Below are 17,271 nucleotides of genomic sequence, written 5' to 3' on the forward strand. Positions count from 1 at the left end.
CTTCCGGTCAGGCGTCGGGCGGCGCGCGGCGGCGTCAGCCCTTGATGGCTCCGGTGAGGACTCCCTTCGTGAAGTAGCGCTGGGCGAAGGGGTAGATGGCGAGGATCGGCACCGTGGCGATGACCACCACGGCCATCTGGACGGTCTGCGAGGGCGGCGCGGCCTGGTGCAGGTCGGTGACCGTGGAGAGCTGGCCGCCCTGGAGGACGTACTCGTTGAGCACCTGGGGCATCGGCCACTTGGTGCTGTCGTTGAGGTAGAGCATCGCGTTGAAGAAGTTGTTCCAGTAGCCGACGGCGTAGAACAGCGCGATCACCGCGATCACCGCCCGGGACAGCGGCAGCACGATCCGCAGCAGGATGCGCAGCTCGCCGGCGCCGTCGATGCGGGCGGACTCCAGGAGTTCGGCGGGGATCTCCATGAAGAAGTTGCGCACCACCACCAGGTTGAACGCGCTGACCATGCCCGGGAGGATCAACGACCAGTAGGAGTCGACCAGTCCGAGGTTCCTGATCAGCAGGTACTGCGGGATGATGCCGGCGCCGAAGAGCATCGTGAGCAGGATCAGGTAGAGCGCGGCCTTGGAGCCGGGCACGTCCTTGGTGCGGGACAGCCCGTAGGCGGTGGTCACCGTGAACAGCACCGACAGCACGGTGCCGACCACCGTGATGCCCACCGACACCAGCAGCGCGCGGGTGACCACGTCGCCGGAGAAGATGCTGCGGTAGGCGTCGAGCGAGAAGGAGGTGGGCAGCAGCCCGCCGGAGTTGGCGGCGGCGGGGGTAGCGAAGCTGGAGGTCACCACGTACAGGAACGGGTAGAGCATCACCGTGACGATCAGCGCGATCACGACCGCCTTGATCAACTGCGTGAGCGCGGTGGGTCGTTCGCGCCACGCCGGAAGTTCGGCCCTGCTGCTCATCTAGAACACCCCTGACGTTCCGAACCGCTTGGCGGTCTTGTTGGCGACGACGACCAGGACGGTGCCGACCACGCCCTTGAAGATCCCGGCGGCGGTGGCCAGTCCCCAGTTCCCGCCGAGCACGCCGTTGTAGTAGACGAAGGTGTCGACCACCTGCGCGGCGTCGTTGCCCACCGCGTTCTGCTGGAGGATGATCTGCTCGAATCCGACGGTGAGCACGTCGCCCATCCGCAGGATGAGCAGCAGCGCGATCACGTTGGCGATGCCGGGCAGCGTGATGTGCCAGGTGCGGCGCCAGGGTCCGGCGCCGTCGACGACGGCCGCCTCGTACAGCTCGGTGCTGATGTTGGAGATCGCGGCGAAGAAGATGATGGTGCCCCAGCCGGTCTCCTTCCAGACCACCTGCGCGGTGAGCAGGCCCTTGAAGGTGCTCGCGTCGGTCATCAGGTGGGCGGTGCTCATCCCGATGTGCGAGAAGAGCTGGTTGACGCCGCCGGTGTCGCCGAGGACGTTCTGCCAGATGGAGATCACGATCACCCAGCCGATGAAGTGCGGCAGGTAGACGATCGACTGGACGATCCGCTTGATGCGCGGCGAGATCAGGCTGTTGAGCAGCAGGGCGAGGGCGATCGGCGCCGGGAAGGCGAAGAGCACCTGGAGCAGGCTGATGATCAGGGTGTTGCGGATCGCGGTGAGCGCCTGCGGATCGGAGAACAGGTCCCGGAAGTTGGCCAGGCCCACCCACGGCGAGCCGCCGAAGCCCAGGAAGGGCGAGTAGTTCTGGAAGGCGGCGGCGTTCCCGAGCAGCGGCACGTACGCGAAGACGACGAAGAACACCACTCCCGGCAGGAAGAGGGCGTACATCCACCGCTCGCGCCAGATCCGGACCCACAGCGGTCGTTTCGCGGTGGGCGGTCGGGCGCCGCGCGGGGCCCGCGGCCGGAGGGTGCGCTGCGGCCGGGTGGTGCGGCCGGCCGGTCGGTCGGTGCTGTGCACGGTCACGTCGGCCGCCCCTACCGGCTCTTGGCCAGGGACTGCTGGAACTCCCGGCGGATGGCGTCGCCGCCCTGCCCGGACCACTGGCTGCGCAGCTCCTTGAGCGCGCTGACCGGCTTGCGGCCGGTCACGATGCCGACGAAGGCGTCGTTCAGGTTCTGCTGGAGCGCGGGGCCCTTGGAGACCGAGGACTGCGAGATGAGGTTGACGGTCGGGTCGGCGACGGTGTGCGGGATGAGCTTCTCGGCCTGCTTCTGGGCGGTGACCGACATGCTGGGCGGTCCCGGCAGGTAGAGCACCGTCTCGGTGGGCTCGTTGAAGTACTGCCCGGCCAGTTCGGCGCGGCGGGCGGTGCTGGTGGACTTCACCGGCGTGCCGTGCGTCAGGTCGTAGTTCCAGCCCTCGATGCCGTAGGTGAGGAAGGTGTTCTCCTCGCTGCCGAAGGGCGCGCCGAGGTAGTTGAGGATGCTCAGCAGCTCCTTGACCCGCTCCTTGCCCTTGGCGCCGTTGCCGACCTTCGCGGGGATCGCGAACATGCCGAAGATGCCGCTGGACTGGTAGAGGGACGCGGTGCCGCCGTCGTGGCCGGGCGCGATCAGCGGACCGAGGTCGGTGGCCCAGTTCCCGACGCCGGGGATCGGCGGCACGTCGGGGATGTAGGTGGTGTTCAGCGCGGCGCCGGACATACCGATCTTGCCGGCGTTCCACAGCGCCATCTGCTGGTCGTAGGTGTTGGCGGCGGCGTTGGGGTGGAAGGCGCCGGCCTTCCACAGCTTGACGATGTACTCGGTGGCGGCCTCGAACTCGTCGGTCTCGATGTCCTTGGTGAGGCTGCCGTCCTTCTCCAGCCGCCAGTTGTTGGGCACGCCGAACATGTTGAGGATCGGCGTGGACTGCCAGTAGATCTGGAGCGAGGACAGTGCCCAGGTGTCCTTCTTGCCGTTCCCGTTCGGGTCCTTGCCGCTGAAGCCGGTGAGCATGGCGTACATCTCGTCGGCGTTGCCCGGCTGGGCGGTCATGCCGAGCTTGCGCATCCAGTCCAGCCGCAGCGTCGGGATGCCGCTCTGGAGCAGCGGTTCGGGGCGCGGGACGCCGTAGATCCGGCCCTCGATCGAGGAGTTCTTCCAGGCGTAGGAGGGGAAGAGCGCGAGGTTCGGGTAGTCACGGACGGCGTCGCCGGACAGGTACTCGGTCAGGTCGGTGAAGGCGCCCTGGAGCACGGACTGGGCGGCGGCGGGGGCCTGGCCGGTCGCGGTGTTGAGGTAGAACAGGTCGGGGATGTCGCCGCCGGCGATGACGGTCGCGGTCTTCTGCGCGAGGTCGGCCGGGGAGACCAAGGTCGGCTTGACGTGCACGCCGAGCCGCTTGTCCAGCTCGTCGGCCCACCGGTTGTCCGCCGGGGGCGGCGGGGTGTAGGTCACCTGGAACGTGGTGACGGTGCCGCCGCGGCCGGGCGGCTCGGTGACGGTCTTGTACGGGTCCGGGTAGCGGGTGAAGGCCACCGGGACGCTCGCGGTGCCGCTGACCACCTGCCCGGGCACCGGACTCGGCGTCACCTGCGTGGGCAGTTTCAGGTCCTTCACGTCACCCTGCGGCACCGGACTGCCGGTCTTGCCCGAGCAGGCCGCGAGCGCGGCCGCGCCGACCGCCGCGCCGGCCATGCCCAGTACCCGGCGTCTGTTGACGCCTTCCAGATCGCGCCGGTCGTTGCCCGGTCCGCTCACTGCTGTCACCTCTTCCCGTGTGGGTCTCCCCGTCGGAGAACGGCTTGATGATGCGCTACATCAACGGCCCGCTCAAGGTATGAGCAGCGCCACACAGGTGTCAACAAGCGTGTACGCTGACGTAACACTTTCGTGCTCTACCGGTAGGGGTGGACGCCGCGCCGGCAGATGGTAGACCTTTGATGATGCGCATTATCATCATGGTCCTGGAATCCGAGGAACGAGGGAGGGACGTGGCCCATGGGTAACCCCCGATCGCCGCGCCGGCCGACCCAGGCCGACGTCGCGCGGCTCGCCCAGGTGTCGCCGTCGGTGGTGTCCGCGGTGGTCAACGGGCGGCACGACGGGGCGGTGCGCGCCAGCGAGCAGACCGTACAGCGGGTGTGGGAGGCGGTCCGCCAGCTCGGCTACTCCCCCAACCTCGCCGCGCGCAGCCTCGCCGGCGGCCGCAACAACATCGTCGGCGTCTTCACCTACGAGGCGGTCTTCCCCACCGACCGGCTGAGCTTCTTCCACGACTCGCTGACAGGGATCGAGGAGGCGGCCGAGGAACTCGACTGCCACCTGCTGCTGTTCACCGGGTCGCGCGGGCGCGGCCAGGACGGCGGGCGGCGCCGCCGGTCGATCTACAAGGACGGCGTCAACACCCTCCAGGTCACCGACGGCGCCGTGCTCCTCGGCCAGGACGAGGACCGGGAGGAACTGGCCGCACTGGTCGGCTCCGGCTTCCCGTTCGTCTACATCGGCCGCCGGGAGCTGGGTTCGGGCGAGATGTCGTACGTCACCGCCGACTACACCGCGGCCACCCGCGGGCTGGTCGAGCGGTGCGCGGGCCTCGGCCACCGCCGGCTGGCGCTGCTGCGCAGCGCGATCGCCTCCGAGGCCGTGCTCGAACGCGAGGCGGGGTACTTCGAGGCGTGCCGCGGCGACGCCGGCGTCGAGTCCGGCGCGGTGCACCTGGTCGAACCGGACACCGTGCCCACCGAGTTGCTGGCCACGCTCGTCGACCAGGGCGTCACCTGCGTGGTGACCGACGACTCCAACCACGCCGCGAGCGTGCGTTCCGGCGCCACCCGGCTGGGCCTGCGAGTGCCGGAGGACCTGTCGGTGGTCGCGCTCGGCGACTTCGCCGGCAGCCGCCCCGACGACCCGACGATCACCTCGCTACTCACCCCCCGCCGGGAGATGGGCGGGCAGGCCGTGCGGCTGCTGGCCGATCTGCTCGCCCGGCCGCAGGACACCGCGCCGCGCCGCGCCGTCGCGACCTGCGGGATGCGTGGCGGCCAGACCCTCCAGGCGCCGCCCGCCGCACCGTCCGCCCCCCGATCCCGCTGACCTGAGGAGTCCCATGCGCGAAGACCGATGCGACGTGCTGGTGGTCGGCGGCGGGCTCGGCGGGACCGCCGCCGCGCTCGCCGCCGCCCGCCGCGGCCGCAGCGTCGTCCTGACCGAGGCCACCGACTGGATCGGCGGGCAGCTCACCACGCAGGGCGTGCCGCCCGACGAGCACCCGTGGATCGAGGAGTTCGGCTGCACCCGCGGCTACCGCGCGCTGCGCGACGGCGTGCGCGCGTACTACCGCCGCAACTACCCGCTCACCGCGGCCGCCCGCGCCGACGACCGGCTCAACCCGGGCGCGGGCCGGGTCAGCCGGATCTGCCACGAGCCGCGGGTCGCGGTGGCCGTGCTGGAGGAGATGCTCGCCCCCTACCGCGCCGCCGGCCGCATCCGGCTGCTGACCCGCCACGAGCCGGTGGCCGTGGGACTGTCCGGCGACCGGGTCACCTCGGTGACGCTGCGGGACCGGGCCGGGCAGGACGTCGAGATCGCCGCCTCGTACACCATCGACGCCACCGAACTGGGCGACCTGCTCGAACTGGGCAAGGTGGAGCACGTCATCGGGGCGGAGTCGGCGGCCGAGACCGGCGAGCCGCACGCCCTGGACGGCGACCCGGAACCGCTGGACCAGCAGGCGGTGAGCTGGTGCTTCGCGCTGGAGCACCGGCCCGGCGAGGACCACACCATCGACCAGCCGGCCGAGTACGCCTTCTGGCGCGACCACCGCGCCGACTTCTGGCCCGGTCCGCAGCTCAACTGGGCCGAGGTCAACCCCTGGGACCTCACCGAGCACCGCCGCTCGCTGTTCGAGGACGGCAGCGGGCGGCCCGACGGGTTCGGGCTGTGGGACTTCCGCCGGGTGCTGGCCCGCGCGCACTTCGCCGAGTCCGCCGGGATCACCGACGTCACGCTCGTCAACTGGGCGCACATCGACTACTGGCTCGGCCCGGTCGTCGGGGTGCTGCCCGAGGAGCGCGACCGCCACCTCGCCGCGGCCCGCCAGCTCAGCCGCTCCTTCCTGTACTGGATGCAGACCGACGCGCCCAACTCCCAAGGCGGCACCGGCTTTCCGGGGCTGCGGCTGCGCCCCGACACGCTCGGCACCCCGGACGGCTTCGCCAAGGCGCCCTACGTCCGCGAGTCGCGGCGCATCCGGGCGGAGTTCACGGTCACCGAGAACCACGTCGGCGCCCAGGCCCGCGAACCGCTCGTCGGCGAGGGCGAGTTCTCGGCGGAGTTCGCCGACACCGTCGGCATCGGCTCCTACCGGATCGACCTGCACCCCAGCACCGGCGGCAAGCGCGGGCCGCGTACCTTCGTCGACATAGAGACCTGGCCGTTCCAGATCCCGCTCGGCGCGCTCCTGCCGGTCCGGGTCGACAACCTGCTGCCGGCCGCGAAGAACATCGGCACCACCCACATCACCAACGGGTGCTACCGGCTCCACCCGATCGAGTGGAACATCGGCGAGGTCGCCGGCACGCTGGCCGCGCACTGCCTCGACACCGGCCTCGCCCCCCGCCAGGTACGCGCCCGCGCCGACCGCCTGGCCGACTTCCAGCGCCTGCTGGCCGCCGACGGCGTCGAACTGGCCTGGCCGCGGGAGGTCAGGGGCCTCAAGCAGTACTACTGACCTGCCGGTCCGGGCCGCCGTGCCCGCGGGGCGACGCACCGTCAGGAGGCGCGGGGCACGGCGGCACGAGAGCCCGGAGCTGCGGAGACCCGGAGGCCCGGGGCTTCGAAGGCCCGGCGCCCGGAGCCCGGGCCACGGCTCAGCGCGTGCGGGGTTCCGCGGCTCAGCGCGTGCGGGGTTCCGCGGCTCAGCACGCGCGGGGCTGCGGGGCTCAGGGCGTACGGGGGTCCGCGGGCGCGGGGGGCGCGACGAACTCGGGCTGGTCCAGGACGCGCAGCCAACTGCCGTCCGGCTGGCGGCGGGCGACCTGGGCGCGGGCGCCCGCGCCGTCGCGGGGCGCGGTCGAGGTGAGCGCGACGTCACCGTTGACCAGGGTCGGCAGCGGCTCCTCGGGCTCGAAGTGCGGGCGGTTCGCGAGCACCTTCTCCCACAGCGCGCGGATGGCCTCGCGCCCGACGGTCCGCCCGCCGGGCGGGTAGGCCAGCACCGCGTCCTGCGCGTAGAGCGCGGCGACCCCCGCCGCGTCGCCGGCGTTCGACCGCTCGACGAACAGGCGGGTGAGGTCCTCGGGCCGCATGGCCCGGGCGTACTGCGTCATGGTGTTCCTCCTCGCGTACGGCGCCGGGGCGCCGCTCCTGCGGACGTGTTCCTCTCCCACCAGCCTGGTTCGGCCCCGATGAGAAGTCCAACAGATGGTTCTGATGCGAACTAGAATCACCGGTCATGGATCTCAGGCAGCTGGAGTACTTCGTCGCGGTCGCGGAGGAGCGGAACTTCACGCGGGCGGCCGCGCGCGTCCACATCAGCCAGTCGGGGGTGAGCGCGCAGGTCCGCCGCCTGGAACAGGAGCTGGGCGCGGAGCTGTTCGACCGCTCCGCGCGCACCGTGGCGCTCACGGTCGCCGGCAAGGCCGCCCTCGACCACGCGCGGGCCGCCCTCGCGGCCGCAGGCGCCGTGGCACAGGCGGTCGGCGAGGTCACGGAGGTGATCCGGGGGCGGTTGGCGGTGGGGATGGTCATCGGCTGCACCCTCACCCCGCTCTTCGACGCGCTCGCCGCCTTCCACCGCGCCCACCCCGGCGTCGGGATCTCGCTGCTGGAGGAGAACTCCGAGCTGCTGGTCGAGCAGGTCCGGTCCGGCGCGCTCGACCTCGCGCTGGTCGGCACGGCCAGCGCCGCGCCGGACGGGCTGGAGGCGCTGACCGTCGTCGGCGAACGGCTGGTCGCCGTGGTCCCGGCCGGGCACCCGCTGGCCGGCCGGCGCCGGCTCGCGCTGCGCGACGTCGCCGCGCACCCGGTCATCTGCATGCCGCCGGGGACCGGGCTGCGCACCGTTCTGGACCGGGCGTGCGCCGCGGGCGGCCTGCGCCCGGTGATCGCCTTCCAGGCGAGCGCGGCCGACGCGATCGCGGATCTGGCCGCGCGCGGGCTCGGCGTGGGGGTGCTCAGCGCGTCCATGGCCGCGCGCTACCGCGACCGCCTGGAGGCCCACCCGATCGACGGCGCCGCCGACCCGGCGTACCTCTGCCTCCTCTGGCGCCCCTCCCCCGCGCCCGCCCTGCGCGCCCTGCTCCCGCACGCCCGCGCCGCCTTCGGCGCGGGCGCCGGTCCCGCAGGCACCGCTCCCCCGGGCTACGGCTCGAAGCGGTAGCCCATCCCGGGCTCGGTGATGAGGTGGCGGGGCCGGGCCGGGTCCGGTTCGAGCTTGCGGCGCAACTGCGCCAGGTAGACCCGCAGGTAGTTGGTCTCGGAGCGGTAGGAGGGGCCCCACACCTCCTGGAGCAACTGCGTCTGGGTGACCAGCCGTCCGGGGTTGCGGACCAGGATCTCCAGCAGGTGCCACTCGGTGGGGGTGAGGCGCACGTCGGCCCCGCCGCTGCCGTGCACCTTCTTCGCGGCCAGGTCCACGGTGAACGCGTCGGTGACCACGACGGCCTGGTCGTCCGCGCCCCCGCCCGTGCCGGGCTCGGCGCGGCGGACCGCGGCGCGCAGCCGGGCCAGCAGCTCGTCCATGCCGAACGGCTTGGTGACGTAGTCGTCGGCGCCCGCGTCGAGTGCCTGGACCTTCTCCTTGGAGGCGTGCCGGGCCGACAGCACGATGATCGGCACCCGGGTCCAGCCGCGCAGCCCGCGGATCACCTCGGCGCCGTCCATGTCGGGCAGGCTCAGGTCGAGCAGCACCACGTCGGGGTTGTGGGCGGCGGCCAGCCGCAGCGCGCCCGCGCCGTCCGGAGCGGCGTCCACGTCGTAGTGGCGGGCCCGGAGGTTGATCACCAGCGCTCGGACGAGCTGGGGTTCGTCGTCCACTACCAGGACCCGGGTCATCGTTCGGGCTCTGCCTCTCGCAGGTCGGGATCGGGGGTGGGGCCGGGGGCGGCGGGCAGTGTGAAGACCATGCTCAGGCCGCCCCCGGGGGTGTCCTCGGCGGTCAGGGTTCCGCCCGTCGCCTCGGTGAAGCCGCGGGCGACGGCCAGGCCGAGGCCGACACCGGTCCCGGCGGTGGGCGCGTCGCCGTAGCGCTGGAACGGTTCGAACACCAGGTCCTTCGCCTCCTCCGGCACGCCGGGGCCGCGGTCGATCACCCGCACCTCCACCCGGGTGCCCTCCGGCAGCGCCACCGGGTCGGCCCGGATCACCACCGGGCGGCCGGGCGGGCTGTACTTGACGGCGTTCTCCACCACGTTGGCCACCGCCCGCTCCAGCAGCCCGGCGTCCACCCGCACCAGCGGCAGCGCCTCCGGGAGTTCCAGGCGTACGGTGCCGGCCGGCACCTCGGCGAGCGCGGCCGGCACCACCTCCTCCAACGCGACCTCCCGCAGCAGGGCGTTGACCGCGCCGGTGCGCAGGCGGCTCATGTCGAGCAGGTTGCCGATGAGGTGGTTGAGGCGGTCGGCACCGGTCTCGATCCCGGCGAGCAGTTCCGCCTCGTCCTCGGCGCTCCAGTCCACCTCGTCGGAACGCAGCGACGTGACCGCCGCCTTGATGCCGGCGAGCGGGGTGCGCAGGTCGTGGGAGACCGCGGCGAGCAGCGCGGTGCGGATGCGGTTGCCCTCGGCGAGCCGCCGGGCCCGGGCGGCCTGCTCGGCCAGCCGCCTGCGCTCCAGCAGCGCGGCGGTCTGCGCCGCGAACGCGACCAGCACCCGGCGGTCCTGGGCGGGCAGCACCCGTCCGTTGAGGGCCAGTACCAGCCGCTCCCCCGCCGGCACCTCCACGTCGGCCGCCTCGGGCTCCACGGCCGGGTTCGGCCCGACCGACGCGGCGGTGGACCACCCGCCGCTCCCCGACCCGCCCTCGACCGGGCCCGCGCCGGACCCCGACCCGCCCCCGACCAGGCCCACGCCGGACCCCGACCCGCCCCCGACCAGGCCCGCGCCGGACCCGGCGGACCCCTCCGCGGCGCCCGTCCGCGCCTCCCCGCCCGCGCCGCCGGAGGCCGCCGCCTGTCCCGGGTCGGGCTCCCCGGTGAACTCCAGCAGCGCCGCCGACTCCATGGCGAAGGTCTCCCGGACCCGGTCCAGCAGTGCGGTGATGCTGTCGGTGCCGTCCTCCCCGCGGAGCACGGCGCCGGCGAGGTACCCGAGGATCTCCGTCTCCGCGCGGCTGCGCGCGGCCTGGTGGGCGCGCCGGGCCGCGAGGTCGACGACGGAGGCGACCGCGATCCCGACGGCGACGAAGATCGCCAGCGCCAGCAGGTTCTGCGGGTCGGAGATGGTGAACGTGTGGGTGGGCGGCGCGAAGAAGTAGTTGAGCAGGAGGGAGCCGAGCAGCGCGGCCGCGATCGCCGGGAAGACCCCGCCGACGAGGGCGGCGGCGACGGTGAGGGTGAGGAAGAGCAGCAGCGGCGTGGTGAGCCCGGGGGTGCCGGTGCCGGCCCGCAGCAGCAGGGTGAGCAGCGGCGGGCCGCCGAGGCCGACCAGCCAGCCGCCGACCGCGCGGGCCCGCCCGAGCCCGATCGGCAGCCGCCCGGGCAGCCGGGGGCGGCCGCCGGCCACGTGCTCGTGGGTGACGATGTGCACGTCGATGTCGCCGGACTCGCGGGCCACCGTCGCGCCGACGCCGGGCCCCAGGACGTACTGCCACGCCTTGCGGCGGCTGGAGCCGAGCACGACCTGCGTGGCGTCCACGCCGCGCGCGAAGTCGAGCAGCGCGGCGGGGATGTCGCCGCCGACCACGGAGTGGTAGCTGCCGCCCAGGTCCTCGACCAGCCGGCGCTGTCCGGCGAGGTCGCCCGCGGCCGGGCCGGCCAGGCCGTCGGAGCGCACCACGTGCACCGCCAGCAGTTCGCTGCCGGAGCCCTTCGCCGCGATCCGGGCGGCCCGCCGGACCAGGGTGGCGCCCTCGGGGCCGCCGGTCAGGCCGACCACGATGCGCTCGCGGGTCTGCCAGGTCGCGGCGATGCCGTGCTCGGCGCGGTAGCGCAGCAGGTACTCGTCGACCCGGTCGGCGGTCCACAGCAGCGCCAGTTCGCGCAGCGCGGTGAGGTTGCCGGGCCGGAAGTAGTGCGACAGGGCGGCGTCGACCCGTTCGGGGGTGTAGACGTTGCCGTGCGCGAGGCGGCGGCGCAGCGCGTCGGGGTCCATGTCCACCAGGTGGATCTGCGCGGCGCGGCGCACCACCTCGTCGGGCACGGTCTCCTGCTGCCGCACCCCGGTGATCCCCTCGACCACGTCGCCCAGGGACTCCAGGTGCTGGATGTTGACGGTGGAGACCACGTCGACGCCCGCCCGCAGCAGCTCCTCGACGTCCTGCCAGCGCTTGGCGTGACGGCCGCCGGGCACGTTGGTGTGGGCCAGCTCGTCCACCAGCGCGACCTTGGGGCGGCGGGCGAGCACCGCGTCGAGGTCCATCTCGGTGAACTCCGCGCCGCGGTGCGTCACGCGGCGCCGGGGCACGGTCTCCAGCCCGGCGAGCAGTTCGCGGGTGCGCGGCCGGGCGTGGTCCTCGACGTACGCGGCGACCACGTCGGTGCCGCGGGCGATGCGGCGGTGCGCCTCGCCGAGCATGGCGTACGTCTTGCCCACCCCGGGTGCGGCGCCGAGGTAGATCCGCAGACTGCCGCCGTGCGACGTGCCCACCGCTGCCTCTCCCTTCCGACGACGTGGCCGGCGGCGCTGCTGCGTACCGCGCGGACACCTTGAGCATAGGCCGCCCGAGGGCGCCGCAGGGCCCTTGACCAGCAGCGGGGCGGGGGCGGGGCGGCCGGTTCGCGCCCTGCCCGCGGCGGCGGGCGGCCCGGGGACGGAGCGCCAGGCGGAAAGGCGTTAAGGACGCGCTAAGATCCCGGGCCCGCACCGCCGGATGTCCGTTTCGCCCCGACTGCGTGCAGTACTCATGAGGAGGCCAGAACTCCTTCCCGAACGGACCGCCCATGCTGTCGTCCTCCACCCGGCCCGCGGCCGCGGCGCTGCCCGAGAGCCCCGGGTACCGGGTGAAGAAGCACCTGCTGGGCAGGCCGCTGGTCACCGAGCAGTTGTCGGCCGAGCGGCTGTCCAACCCGATCGCGCTGGGCGTGCTCGCCTCGGACTGCATCTCCTCGATGGCCTACGGCTCGGAGCAGATGCTGGTGGTGCTGATCCCGGCGATCGGCGTCGCCGCGTTCACCGCGCTCATACCCCTGACCGCCGCCATCCTGTGCGTCCTGCTGCTGCTGACGCTCTCCTACCGCGACGTGGTGACGGCCTACACCCGGGCCGGCGGGTCCTACGTCGTGGCGCGGGAGAACTTCGGGCCGCGGGTCGCCCAGGTCGCGGCGGTCGCCCTGCTGATCGACTACATCGTCACCGTGGCGGTCCAGGCGGCCGCGGGCACGGACGCGCTGGTCTCGCTGGTCCACCTGCTGTGGGGCGACGGCCGGCTGACGGCCCTGGACGACAACAAGCTCCTCATCACCGTCGGGGTGGTGCTGCTGCTGTGCTGGGGCAACCTGCGCGGCATCCGTGAGGCCGGCCGCTCCTTCGCGCTGCCCGCCTACCTGTTCATGAGCGCGATGGCCCTGCTCGTCGTGACCGGCTTCACCCGCTTCCTGCTGGGCGACCACTCCCGCATCGACGTCCACACCCCGGGCATGGTCGGCCTCGGCGGCGACACCCACGGCTTCTTCTACGGCGCGTCGCTGCTGATCCTGCTGCGCGCCTTCGCCAACGGCGGCTCCTCGCTGACCGGGCTGGAGGCGATCTCCAACGGCGTCAGCGTCTTCCGCAGCCCGCAGGGCCCCAACGCCCGCCGCACCATGGTCGCGATGTCCTGCATCCTGGGCACCGGGGTGCTCGGGGTCTCCCTGCTCGCGCACATCACCCACGCCACGCCCTACGTCGCGCAGACCCCGACCGTCGTGTCGCAGGAGGCGCGTTGGGCCTTCGGCGAGAGCTGGTACGGCACCGCGGGCCTGGTCTTCGTGCAGTTGGCGACGGCGCTGATCCTGTACATGGGCGCGAACACCTCCTTCAACGGCTTCCCGTTCCTGGCCAGTTTCGTCGCCGAGGACTCCTTCCTGCCCCGCCAGCTCACGCGCCGCGGGCACCGGTTGGCGTTCTCCAACGGCATCGTGGTGCTGACCGTGGTGTCGCTGACGCTGCTGGTCGCCACCAAGGGCAGCCTCAACTCGCTCGTCGGGCTCTACGCGATCGGGGTGTTCTCCGGGTTCACCATGGCCGGGGCCGGCCTGGTCCGGCACCACTGGCGGTCGCGCGCGGGCCGGTGGCGGGCGAAGCTCGCCCTCAACGGCCTGGCCTGCGGGGTGTCGCTGCTGGTCGCGCTGATCTTCGCGGTCACGAAGTTCACCGAGGGCGCGTGGGTGGTGGTGCTGGTCTTCCCGGTCGGCGTGTGGGCGCTGATCAAGGTGAACCAGCGCTACCGCGAGGAGGCCGCGGCGCTGGCGGCCGCACCCGCGGACGCGACGGTGCCGGGGGCCAGCACCCAGGTGATGTACATCCTGGTGGACCGGGTGGACCTGGCCGTGCTCAAGGCGATCCGGTACGCCCGCGCGCTGCGGCCGGCCGAGATCCGCGCGGTGCACGTCATGGTCGACGCACAGGAGGCGAGGCGGCTGGCGGCACGCTGGGACCGCACCGAGGTCGGCGACCTGCCGCTGGAGATGGTGGAGTGTCCCGACCGCCGGATCAGCCGCGCGGTGCTCGAACTGGTCGACCGCCGCGTCCGCGAGCAGGGGGCTCAGGTCACGCTGCTCATCCCCGAGCGCACCTACTCGCCGGTGCTGGGGCGCCTGCTGCACCGGCGCACCGCCGACCACATCGCCCGCGCGGTCGGCCGGCTCCCGGACGTCGTGGCCACGATCGTCCCGTTCGACGTCGCCGAGCCGCACGAGCGGCGCGCGCCCGACGGTTCGGCCGCCGTCCGCCGCGGCTGACCGCGGGCCCGGGCCGGCCGGGGCCCGTACGATGGCGCCATGGCGACCGCACGGACCCGGCCCCAGCCCGGACGGCCGGCCCAGATCAGCCGGGAGCAGATCGTCGCGGCCGCCCTGGAGGGCAACCTCGACACGCTGACCATGCGCGAGCTGGCCGCGCGGCTCGGCGTCACGCACAGCGCGCTGTACCGGTGGGTGCGCGGGCGGGACGAACTGCTCGACATGGTGGGCGAGTCGATCGTGGCGCGGGTGCTGCCCGCCGACGAGCCGGACGCCCGGACCTGGGCGGACTGGCTGCGCCGGCTCGCGTGGGCGATGCACGACGAGTTCCTGGCGGTCCCCGGCTACGCCACCCGCACCGCCCGCCCGCACCGGCACCACCCCGAGGCGTTCGACCGGCTGCGCTCTGGCGTCACCGGGGCGTTCACGGCGGCCGGCGCGCCGCCCGATCTCGCCGAGCAGAGCTGGTACGTGTTCGGCACGTGCCTGGTGAGCTGGCTCGCCGGGCAGGAGTCCTCGCTCGGTCTGGGCGCCGCCGCGCCCCGCTTCGACCTCTTCCTGGACGCGCTGCTGCGCGGTCTGCCGGTGCGCGAACCGGCCGTCGCCCGCCCCGGGCAGGCGCCGCCGGCGTAGCGTGTCCGGGCACGCGCCGCGTCGGGGGCCGCACCCGGTCGCCGGCGCGCGGAACCGTGGAAGGGGCACCGTGATCGAGGAGTTGGCGGCCTTCGTGCGCGCCCGGCTGACCGAGGACCTGGCCTACGCGTGGGGCGGCGCCGTGGCGGGCGGCCGGTGGACGGCCGAGGGGACGCGGCTGGTCGTCGACTCCGGCGCCGCGTTCGAGGTGGGCGCGCCGGTCGCCGCGCACGCCGCCCACCACGACCCGGCCCGGGTGGTCCGCGCGGTCGCGGCCAAGCAGGCGCTCCTCGCCCGGTGCGAGCGCCACCTCGCGCGGCCGGAACCCGGGGACGGCACCCGCGACGGCGACCTCCTCGTCGCCCAGATCCTGGTCGCCCTGGCCGCGGAGTGGGCCGCCCACCCCGACCACCGCGAGGAGTGGACCGGCTCGCCACCCGAGCAGTAGCCGCGCCGGAGCGCGACCCGCCGTGGCCCGTCCCCCCATCCCGGCGCCACCGCGCCCCGTGTCGGCGGCCGGGGTCGTACGACGCGCCTCCGTGAACAGCCCGGCCCGCCCGCAACCGCCCACCCGCCCGCGGCATGTCGCCCGCGCGGTCCCAGCCGGAGGTCAAGTTCCCCCGAGCCCGGCGGCACCCGCGCCGACCGGGTACAGCGGGGTGCCGGCCCGCCCGGAGGCGATGCCTGCCGACGCCCCGGGCCCCGCGGCACGCGGCCGCTCCGCCGTGACCGAGCGCGAAGTGACGTCGCCGCGACCGCCCATGAACCGGCGCCCGACCCGACCCGCCCGACCCCGAGCCGACGCCCGCCTGCGCCCGTCGGTACCCGGGCGCGGCGCCTCGGTTCGGCCTGAGCGCCACGAAGGCCGTCGGCGAGCGGTCCGAGGCCCGACAGACCGCTCCCACCCAGCAGCTTAGGTAAGCCTTACATATTAGTGACCATTGGTCTTATACTCGGGGCCCGCGCGGCCGCGCTGCCGCTTCCCCGATCCGAAGGGCACCCCCATGACCTCTCCGCAGCGGCACCCGGCCGACCGGACCGCCCCACACCCCGCCGCCCCCGACCAGGCCCCGGACCCGGCCGGGGGCCGGCACCCCGCCGGACGCTTGGCCGTCGCGGCGCTGCTCGCCGCCGCGTTCGGCGTCAGCCTCGCCCAGACCGTGGTCATCACCGCGCTGCCCGCCCTCCAGGGCGACCTGGACACGTCGTCGACCGGCGTCGCGTGGGTGCTGACCTCCTTCATGCTCGCCAGCGCCATCGCCACCCCCATCGCCGGCCGGCTGGGCGACGCCCGCGGCTACCGCCGGGTCCTGGTGTGGTGCCTGGGCTCCTTCGCGGTGGGCGCGCTCGTGGCCGCGCTCGGCACCCGCGCCGGTTCGCCCGGCGTCCTGGTCACGGGCCGGGCGCTGCAAGGCGTGGCGGGCGGCGTCTTCCCGCTCGCGGTCGGCATCGTCCGCACGTCGGTGGCCGCCGCGCGCGTGCCGCGCGTCGTGGCGGTGCTCAGCGCGATGTTCGGCGTCGGCGGCTCGGCCGGGATGATCGTCGCCGGCCCGCTCGTGGACGCGTTCGGCACCCAGGCGCCGTCCTGGACCACGCTCGCCCTGGCGCTCGCCGCGCTGGCGGGTGTGCGCGTCCTGCCGGCCGGAGCGCCCGCCGCCGTGTCCACCGCCGCGTCCGGCGCCCCGTCGCCGCACGGGCGGCGCACGGCGGGCGGCGCCGTCGGCGGGTCCGTGGACCTGGGCGGCGCCGGGACGCTGTCGGCGGCACTGGTCTGCCTGCTGCTGGGCATCAGCCAGGGCAACGCGTGGGGGTGGGGCTCGCCGCGGGTGGCGGGCCTGCTGGCGGGCGCGGCCGTCCTGCTGTGCGCGTTCGGCGCGGTCGAACTGCGCGTCGCCGATCCGCTGGTGGACCTGCGGCTGCTGCGCCGCCCGGCCTTCGCCGCCGCGAACGTGCTCGCGTTCCTCGTCGGCGGGGCGATGTTCGGTTCGATCACCCTGATCCCGCGCTTCGTCCAGACCCCGGCGGACAGCGGGTACGGCTTCGGGGCGTCGCCGACCGGCGCCGGGCTGGTGATGGTGCCGGTGGCCGCGCTGATGCTGGCCTTCAGCCCGCTCGCGGGCCGGATGACCGTACGGTTCGGGGCGCGGGCACCGCTCCAGGCGGGTGCGGGCTGCGCGGTCGTCGCGTTCTGCTGGCTGGCCGCCGCGCACGGCAGCCGGTGGGACTTCTACCTGACGGGGGCGCTCATCGGCGCGGGGTACGGGCTGGCCTTCGCCGCGCTCGGCAACCTCGTGGTGGACGCGGTCGAGCCGCGGTCGACGGGCGTGGCGATCGGCGTCAACACCATCGCCCGCACCGTGGGCGGCGCGCTGGGCGCCCAGGTCGCCTCCGCGCTGCTGACCTCGCGCAGCAGCAGCGGCGACGGCGGGACGGCGGGCGCGGCGCTGCCGTCCGAGTCGGGTTACACGCTCGGCTTCGTCGTCTTCGCGGCGGTGGCCGCACTGGCCCTGGCCGGCGTACGGGTCATGCCGGCCGCAGGCGCGCCGCGAGCGGGAGCCCCGGCGGGGGCCACGGCACCGTAGGGCTTGTCCGTACGGACGGCGGTGGGCCGCCCCGGGTTGATCGGAGCGGCCCACCATGGCGCGCGGAACGCCTACGCC

Annotated in this window: 13 protein-coding genes; 7 read left to right on the forward strand and 6 right to left on the reverse strand. The window is 74.1% G+C overall.

Annotation, left to right across the window (positions count from 1 at the left end):
* Nucleotides 1-34: 34 nt before the first annotated feature.
* Genes RVR_RS05265 through RVR_RS05275 form a run of 3 tightly spaced genes read right to left on the reverse strand, consistent with a single transcriptional unit; the run spans nt 35 to nt 3,642 of the window.
* Nucleotides 35-922 carry a carbohydrate ABC transporter permease gene (locus tag RVR_RS05265; protein WP_202232725.1) on the reverse strand — a complete coding sequence of 296 codons (888 nt, stop codon included), beginning with the start codon at nt 920-922 and terminating at the stop codon, nt 35-37.
* Nucleotides 923-1,924: an ABC transporter permease gene (locus RVR_RS05270; RefSeq protein ID WP_237404581.1), complete on the reverse strand. Its 1,002-nt coding sequence runs from the start codon at nt 1,922-1,924 to the stop codon at nt 923-925.
* An 11-nt stretch (nt 1,925-1,935) separates the two neighbouring features.
* Nucleotides 1,936-3,642, reverse strand: coding sequence for an extracellular solute-binding protein (locus RVR_RS05275; protein WP_202232726.1), 1,707 nt, complete (start codon nt 3,640-3,642; stop codon nt 1,936-1,938).
* A gap of 240 nt (nt 3,643-3,882) precedes the next feature.
* On the opposite strand from RVR_RS05275, the gene RVR_RS05280 reads away from it, so the two are divergent.
* Complete coding sequence (locus RVR_RS05280) at nt 3,883-4,977, forward strand: LacI family DNA-binding transcriptional regulator (protein WP_202232727.1); 1,095 nt, start codon at nt 3,883-3,885, stop codon at nt 4,975-4,977.
* Nucleotides 4,978-4,990: 13 nt separating this feature from the next.
* Nucleotides 4,991-6,613 (forward strand): FAD-dependent oxidoreductase, encoded by a 1,623-nt coding sequence (locus RVR_RS05285; protein ID WP_202232728.1) that lies wholly within the window; start codon nt 4,991-4,993, stop codon nt 6,611-6,613.
* 211 nt (nt 6,614-6,824) lie between these two features.
* On the opposite strand, the gene RVR_RS05290 is transcribed toward RVR_RS05285, so the two are convergent.
* Nucleotides 6,825-7,211 (reverse strand): YybH family protein, encoded by a 387-nt coding sequence (locus RVR_RS05290; RefSeq protein WP_202232729.1) that lies wholly within the window; start codon nt 7,209-7,211, stop codon nt 6,825-6,827.
* A gap of 125 nt (nt 7,212-7,336) precedes the next feature.
* Here RVR_RS05290 and RVR_RS05295 point away from each other — a divergent pair, with 125 nt between their 5' ends.
* Nucleotides 7,337-8,263, forward strand: a complete 927-nt coding sequence (locus RVR_RS05295) for a LysR family transcriptional regulator (RefSeq protein ID WP_202232730.1) — start codon at nt 7,337-7,339, stop codon at nt 8,261-8,263.
* On the opposite strand, the gene RVR_RS05300 is transcribed toward RVR_RS05295, so the two are convergent.
* Both RVR_RS05300 and RVR_RS37340 read right to left on the reverse strand, forming a co-directional pair.
* Nucleotides 8,245-8,937, reverse strand: a complete 693-nt coding sequence (locus RVR_RS05300) for a response regulator (protein ID WP_202232731.1) — start codon at nt 8,935-8,937, stop codon at nt 8,245-8,247. The genes RVR_RS05295 and RVR_RS05300 overlap by 19 nt on opposite strands.
* Nucleotides 8,934-11,687: a DUF4118 domain-containing protein gene (locus RVR_RS37340; RefSeq protein WP_272933055.1), complete on the reverse strand. Its 2,754-nt coding sequence runs from the start codon at nt 11,685-11,687 to the stop codon at nt 8,934-8,936. The genes RVR_RS05300 and RVR_RS37340 overlap by 4 nt, the downstream gene beginning before the upstream one ends.
* A gap of 293 nt (nt 11,688-11,980) precedes the next feature.
* On the opposite strand from RVR_RS37340, the gene RVR_RS05310 reads away from it, so the two are divergent.
* The 4 genes from RVR_RS05310 to RVR_RS05325 all read left to right on the forward strand — a co-directional run bounded on the left by RVR_RS05310 (nt 11,981) and on the right by RVR_RS05325 (nt 17,193).
* Entirely contained in the window at nt 11,981-13,978 is a 1,998-nt protein-coding gene (locus RVR_RS05310) for an APC family permease (RefSeq protein ID WP_202232732.1), read from the forward strand.
* Nucleotides 13,979-14,017: 39 nt separating this feature from the next.
* The gene (locus RVR_RS05315; RefSeq protein WP_202232733.1) at nt 14,018-14,611 is read left to right on the forward strand and encodes a TetR/AcrR family transcriptional regulator; all 594 of its coding nucleotides are present in this window, start codon (nt 14,018-14,020) and stop codon (nt 14,609-14,611) included.
* A 70-nt stretch (nt 14,612-14,681) separates the two neighbouring features.
* Entirely contained in the window at nt 14,682-15,059 is a 378-nt protein-coding gene (locus RVR_RS05320) for a DUF6221 family protein (RefSeq protein ID WP_202232734.1), read from the forward strand.
* A gap of 556 nt (nt 15,060-15,615) precedes the next feature.
* Complete coding sequence (locus RVR_RS05325) at nt 15,616-17,193, forward strand: MFS transporter (RefSeq protein WP_202232735.1); 1,578 nt, start codon at nt 15,616-15,618, stop codon at nt 17,191-17,193.
* Nucleotides 17,194-17,271 lie beyond the last annotated feature (78 nt).

It is taken from the genome of Streptomyces sp. SN-593, from assembly GCF_016756395.1.
Taxonomy (GTDB): domain Bacteria; phylum Actinomycetota; class Actinomycetes; order Streptomycetales; family Streptomycetaceae; genus Actinacidiphila; species Actinacidiphila reveromycinica.

Coding starts and splice junctions, on each gene's coding strand:
- RVR_RS05280 (WP_202232727.1), top strand. CDS start 3,883: ATGGGTAACCCCCGATCGCCGCGCCGGCCGACCCAGGCCGACGTCGCG.
- RVR_RS05265 (WP_202232725.1), bottom strand. CDS start 922: ATGAGCAGCAGGGCCGAACTTCCGGCGTGGCGCGAACGACCCACCGCG.
- RVR_RS05315 (WP_202232733.1), top strand. CDS start 14,018: ATGGCGACCGCACGGACCCGGCCCCAGCCCGGACGGCCGGCCCAGATC.
- RVR_RS05290 (WP_202232729.1), bottom strand. CDS start 7,211: ATGACGCAGTACGCCCGGGCCATGCGGCCCGAGGACCTCACCCGCCTG.
- RVR_RS05285 (WP_202232728.1), top strand. CDS start 4,991: ATGCGCGAAGACCGATGCGACGTGCTGGTGGTCGGCGGCGGGCTCGGC.
- RVR_RS05310 (WP_202232732.1), top strand. CDS start 11,981: ATGCTGTCGTCCTCCACCCGGCCCGCGGCCGCGGCGCTGCCCGAGAGC.
- RVR_RS05295 (WP_202232730.1), top strand. CDS start 7,337: ATGGATCTCAGGCAGCTGGAGTACTTCGTCGCGGTCGCGGAGGAGCGG.
- RVR_RS05300 (WP_202232731.1), bottom strand. CDS start 8,937: ATGACCCGGGTCCTGGTAGTGGACGACGAACCCCAGCTCGTCCGAGCG.
- RVR_RS05325 (WP_202232735.1), top strand. CDS start 15,616: ATGACCTCTCCGCAGCGGCACCCGGCCGACCGGACCGCCCCACACCCC.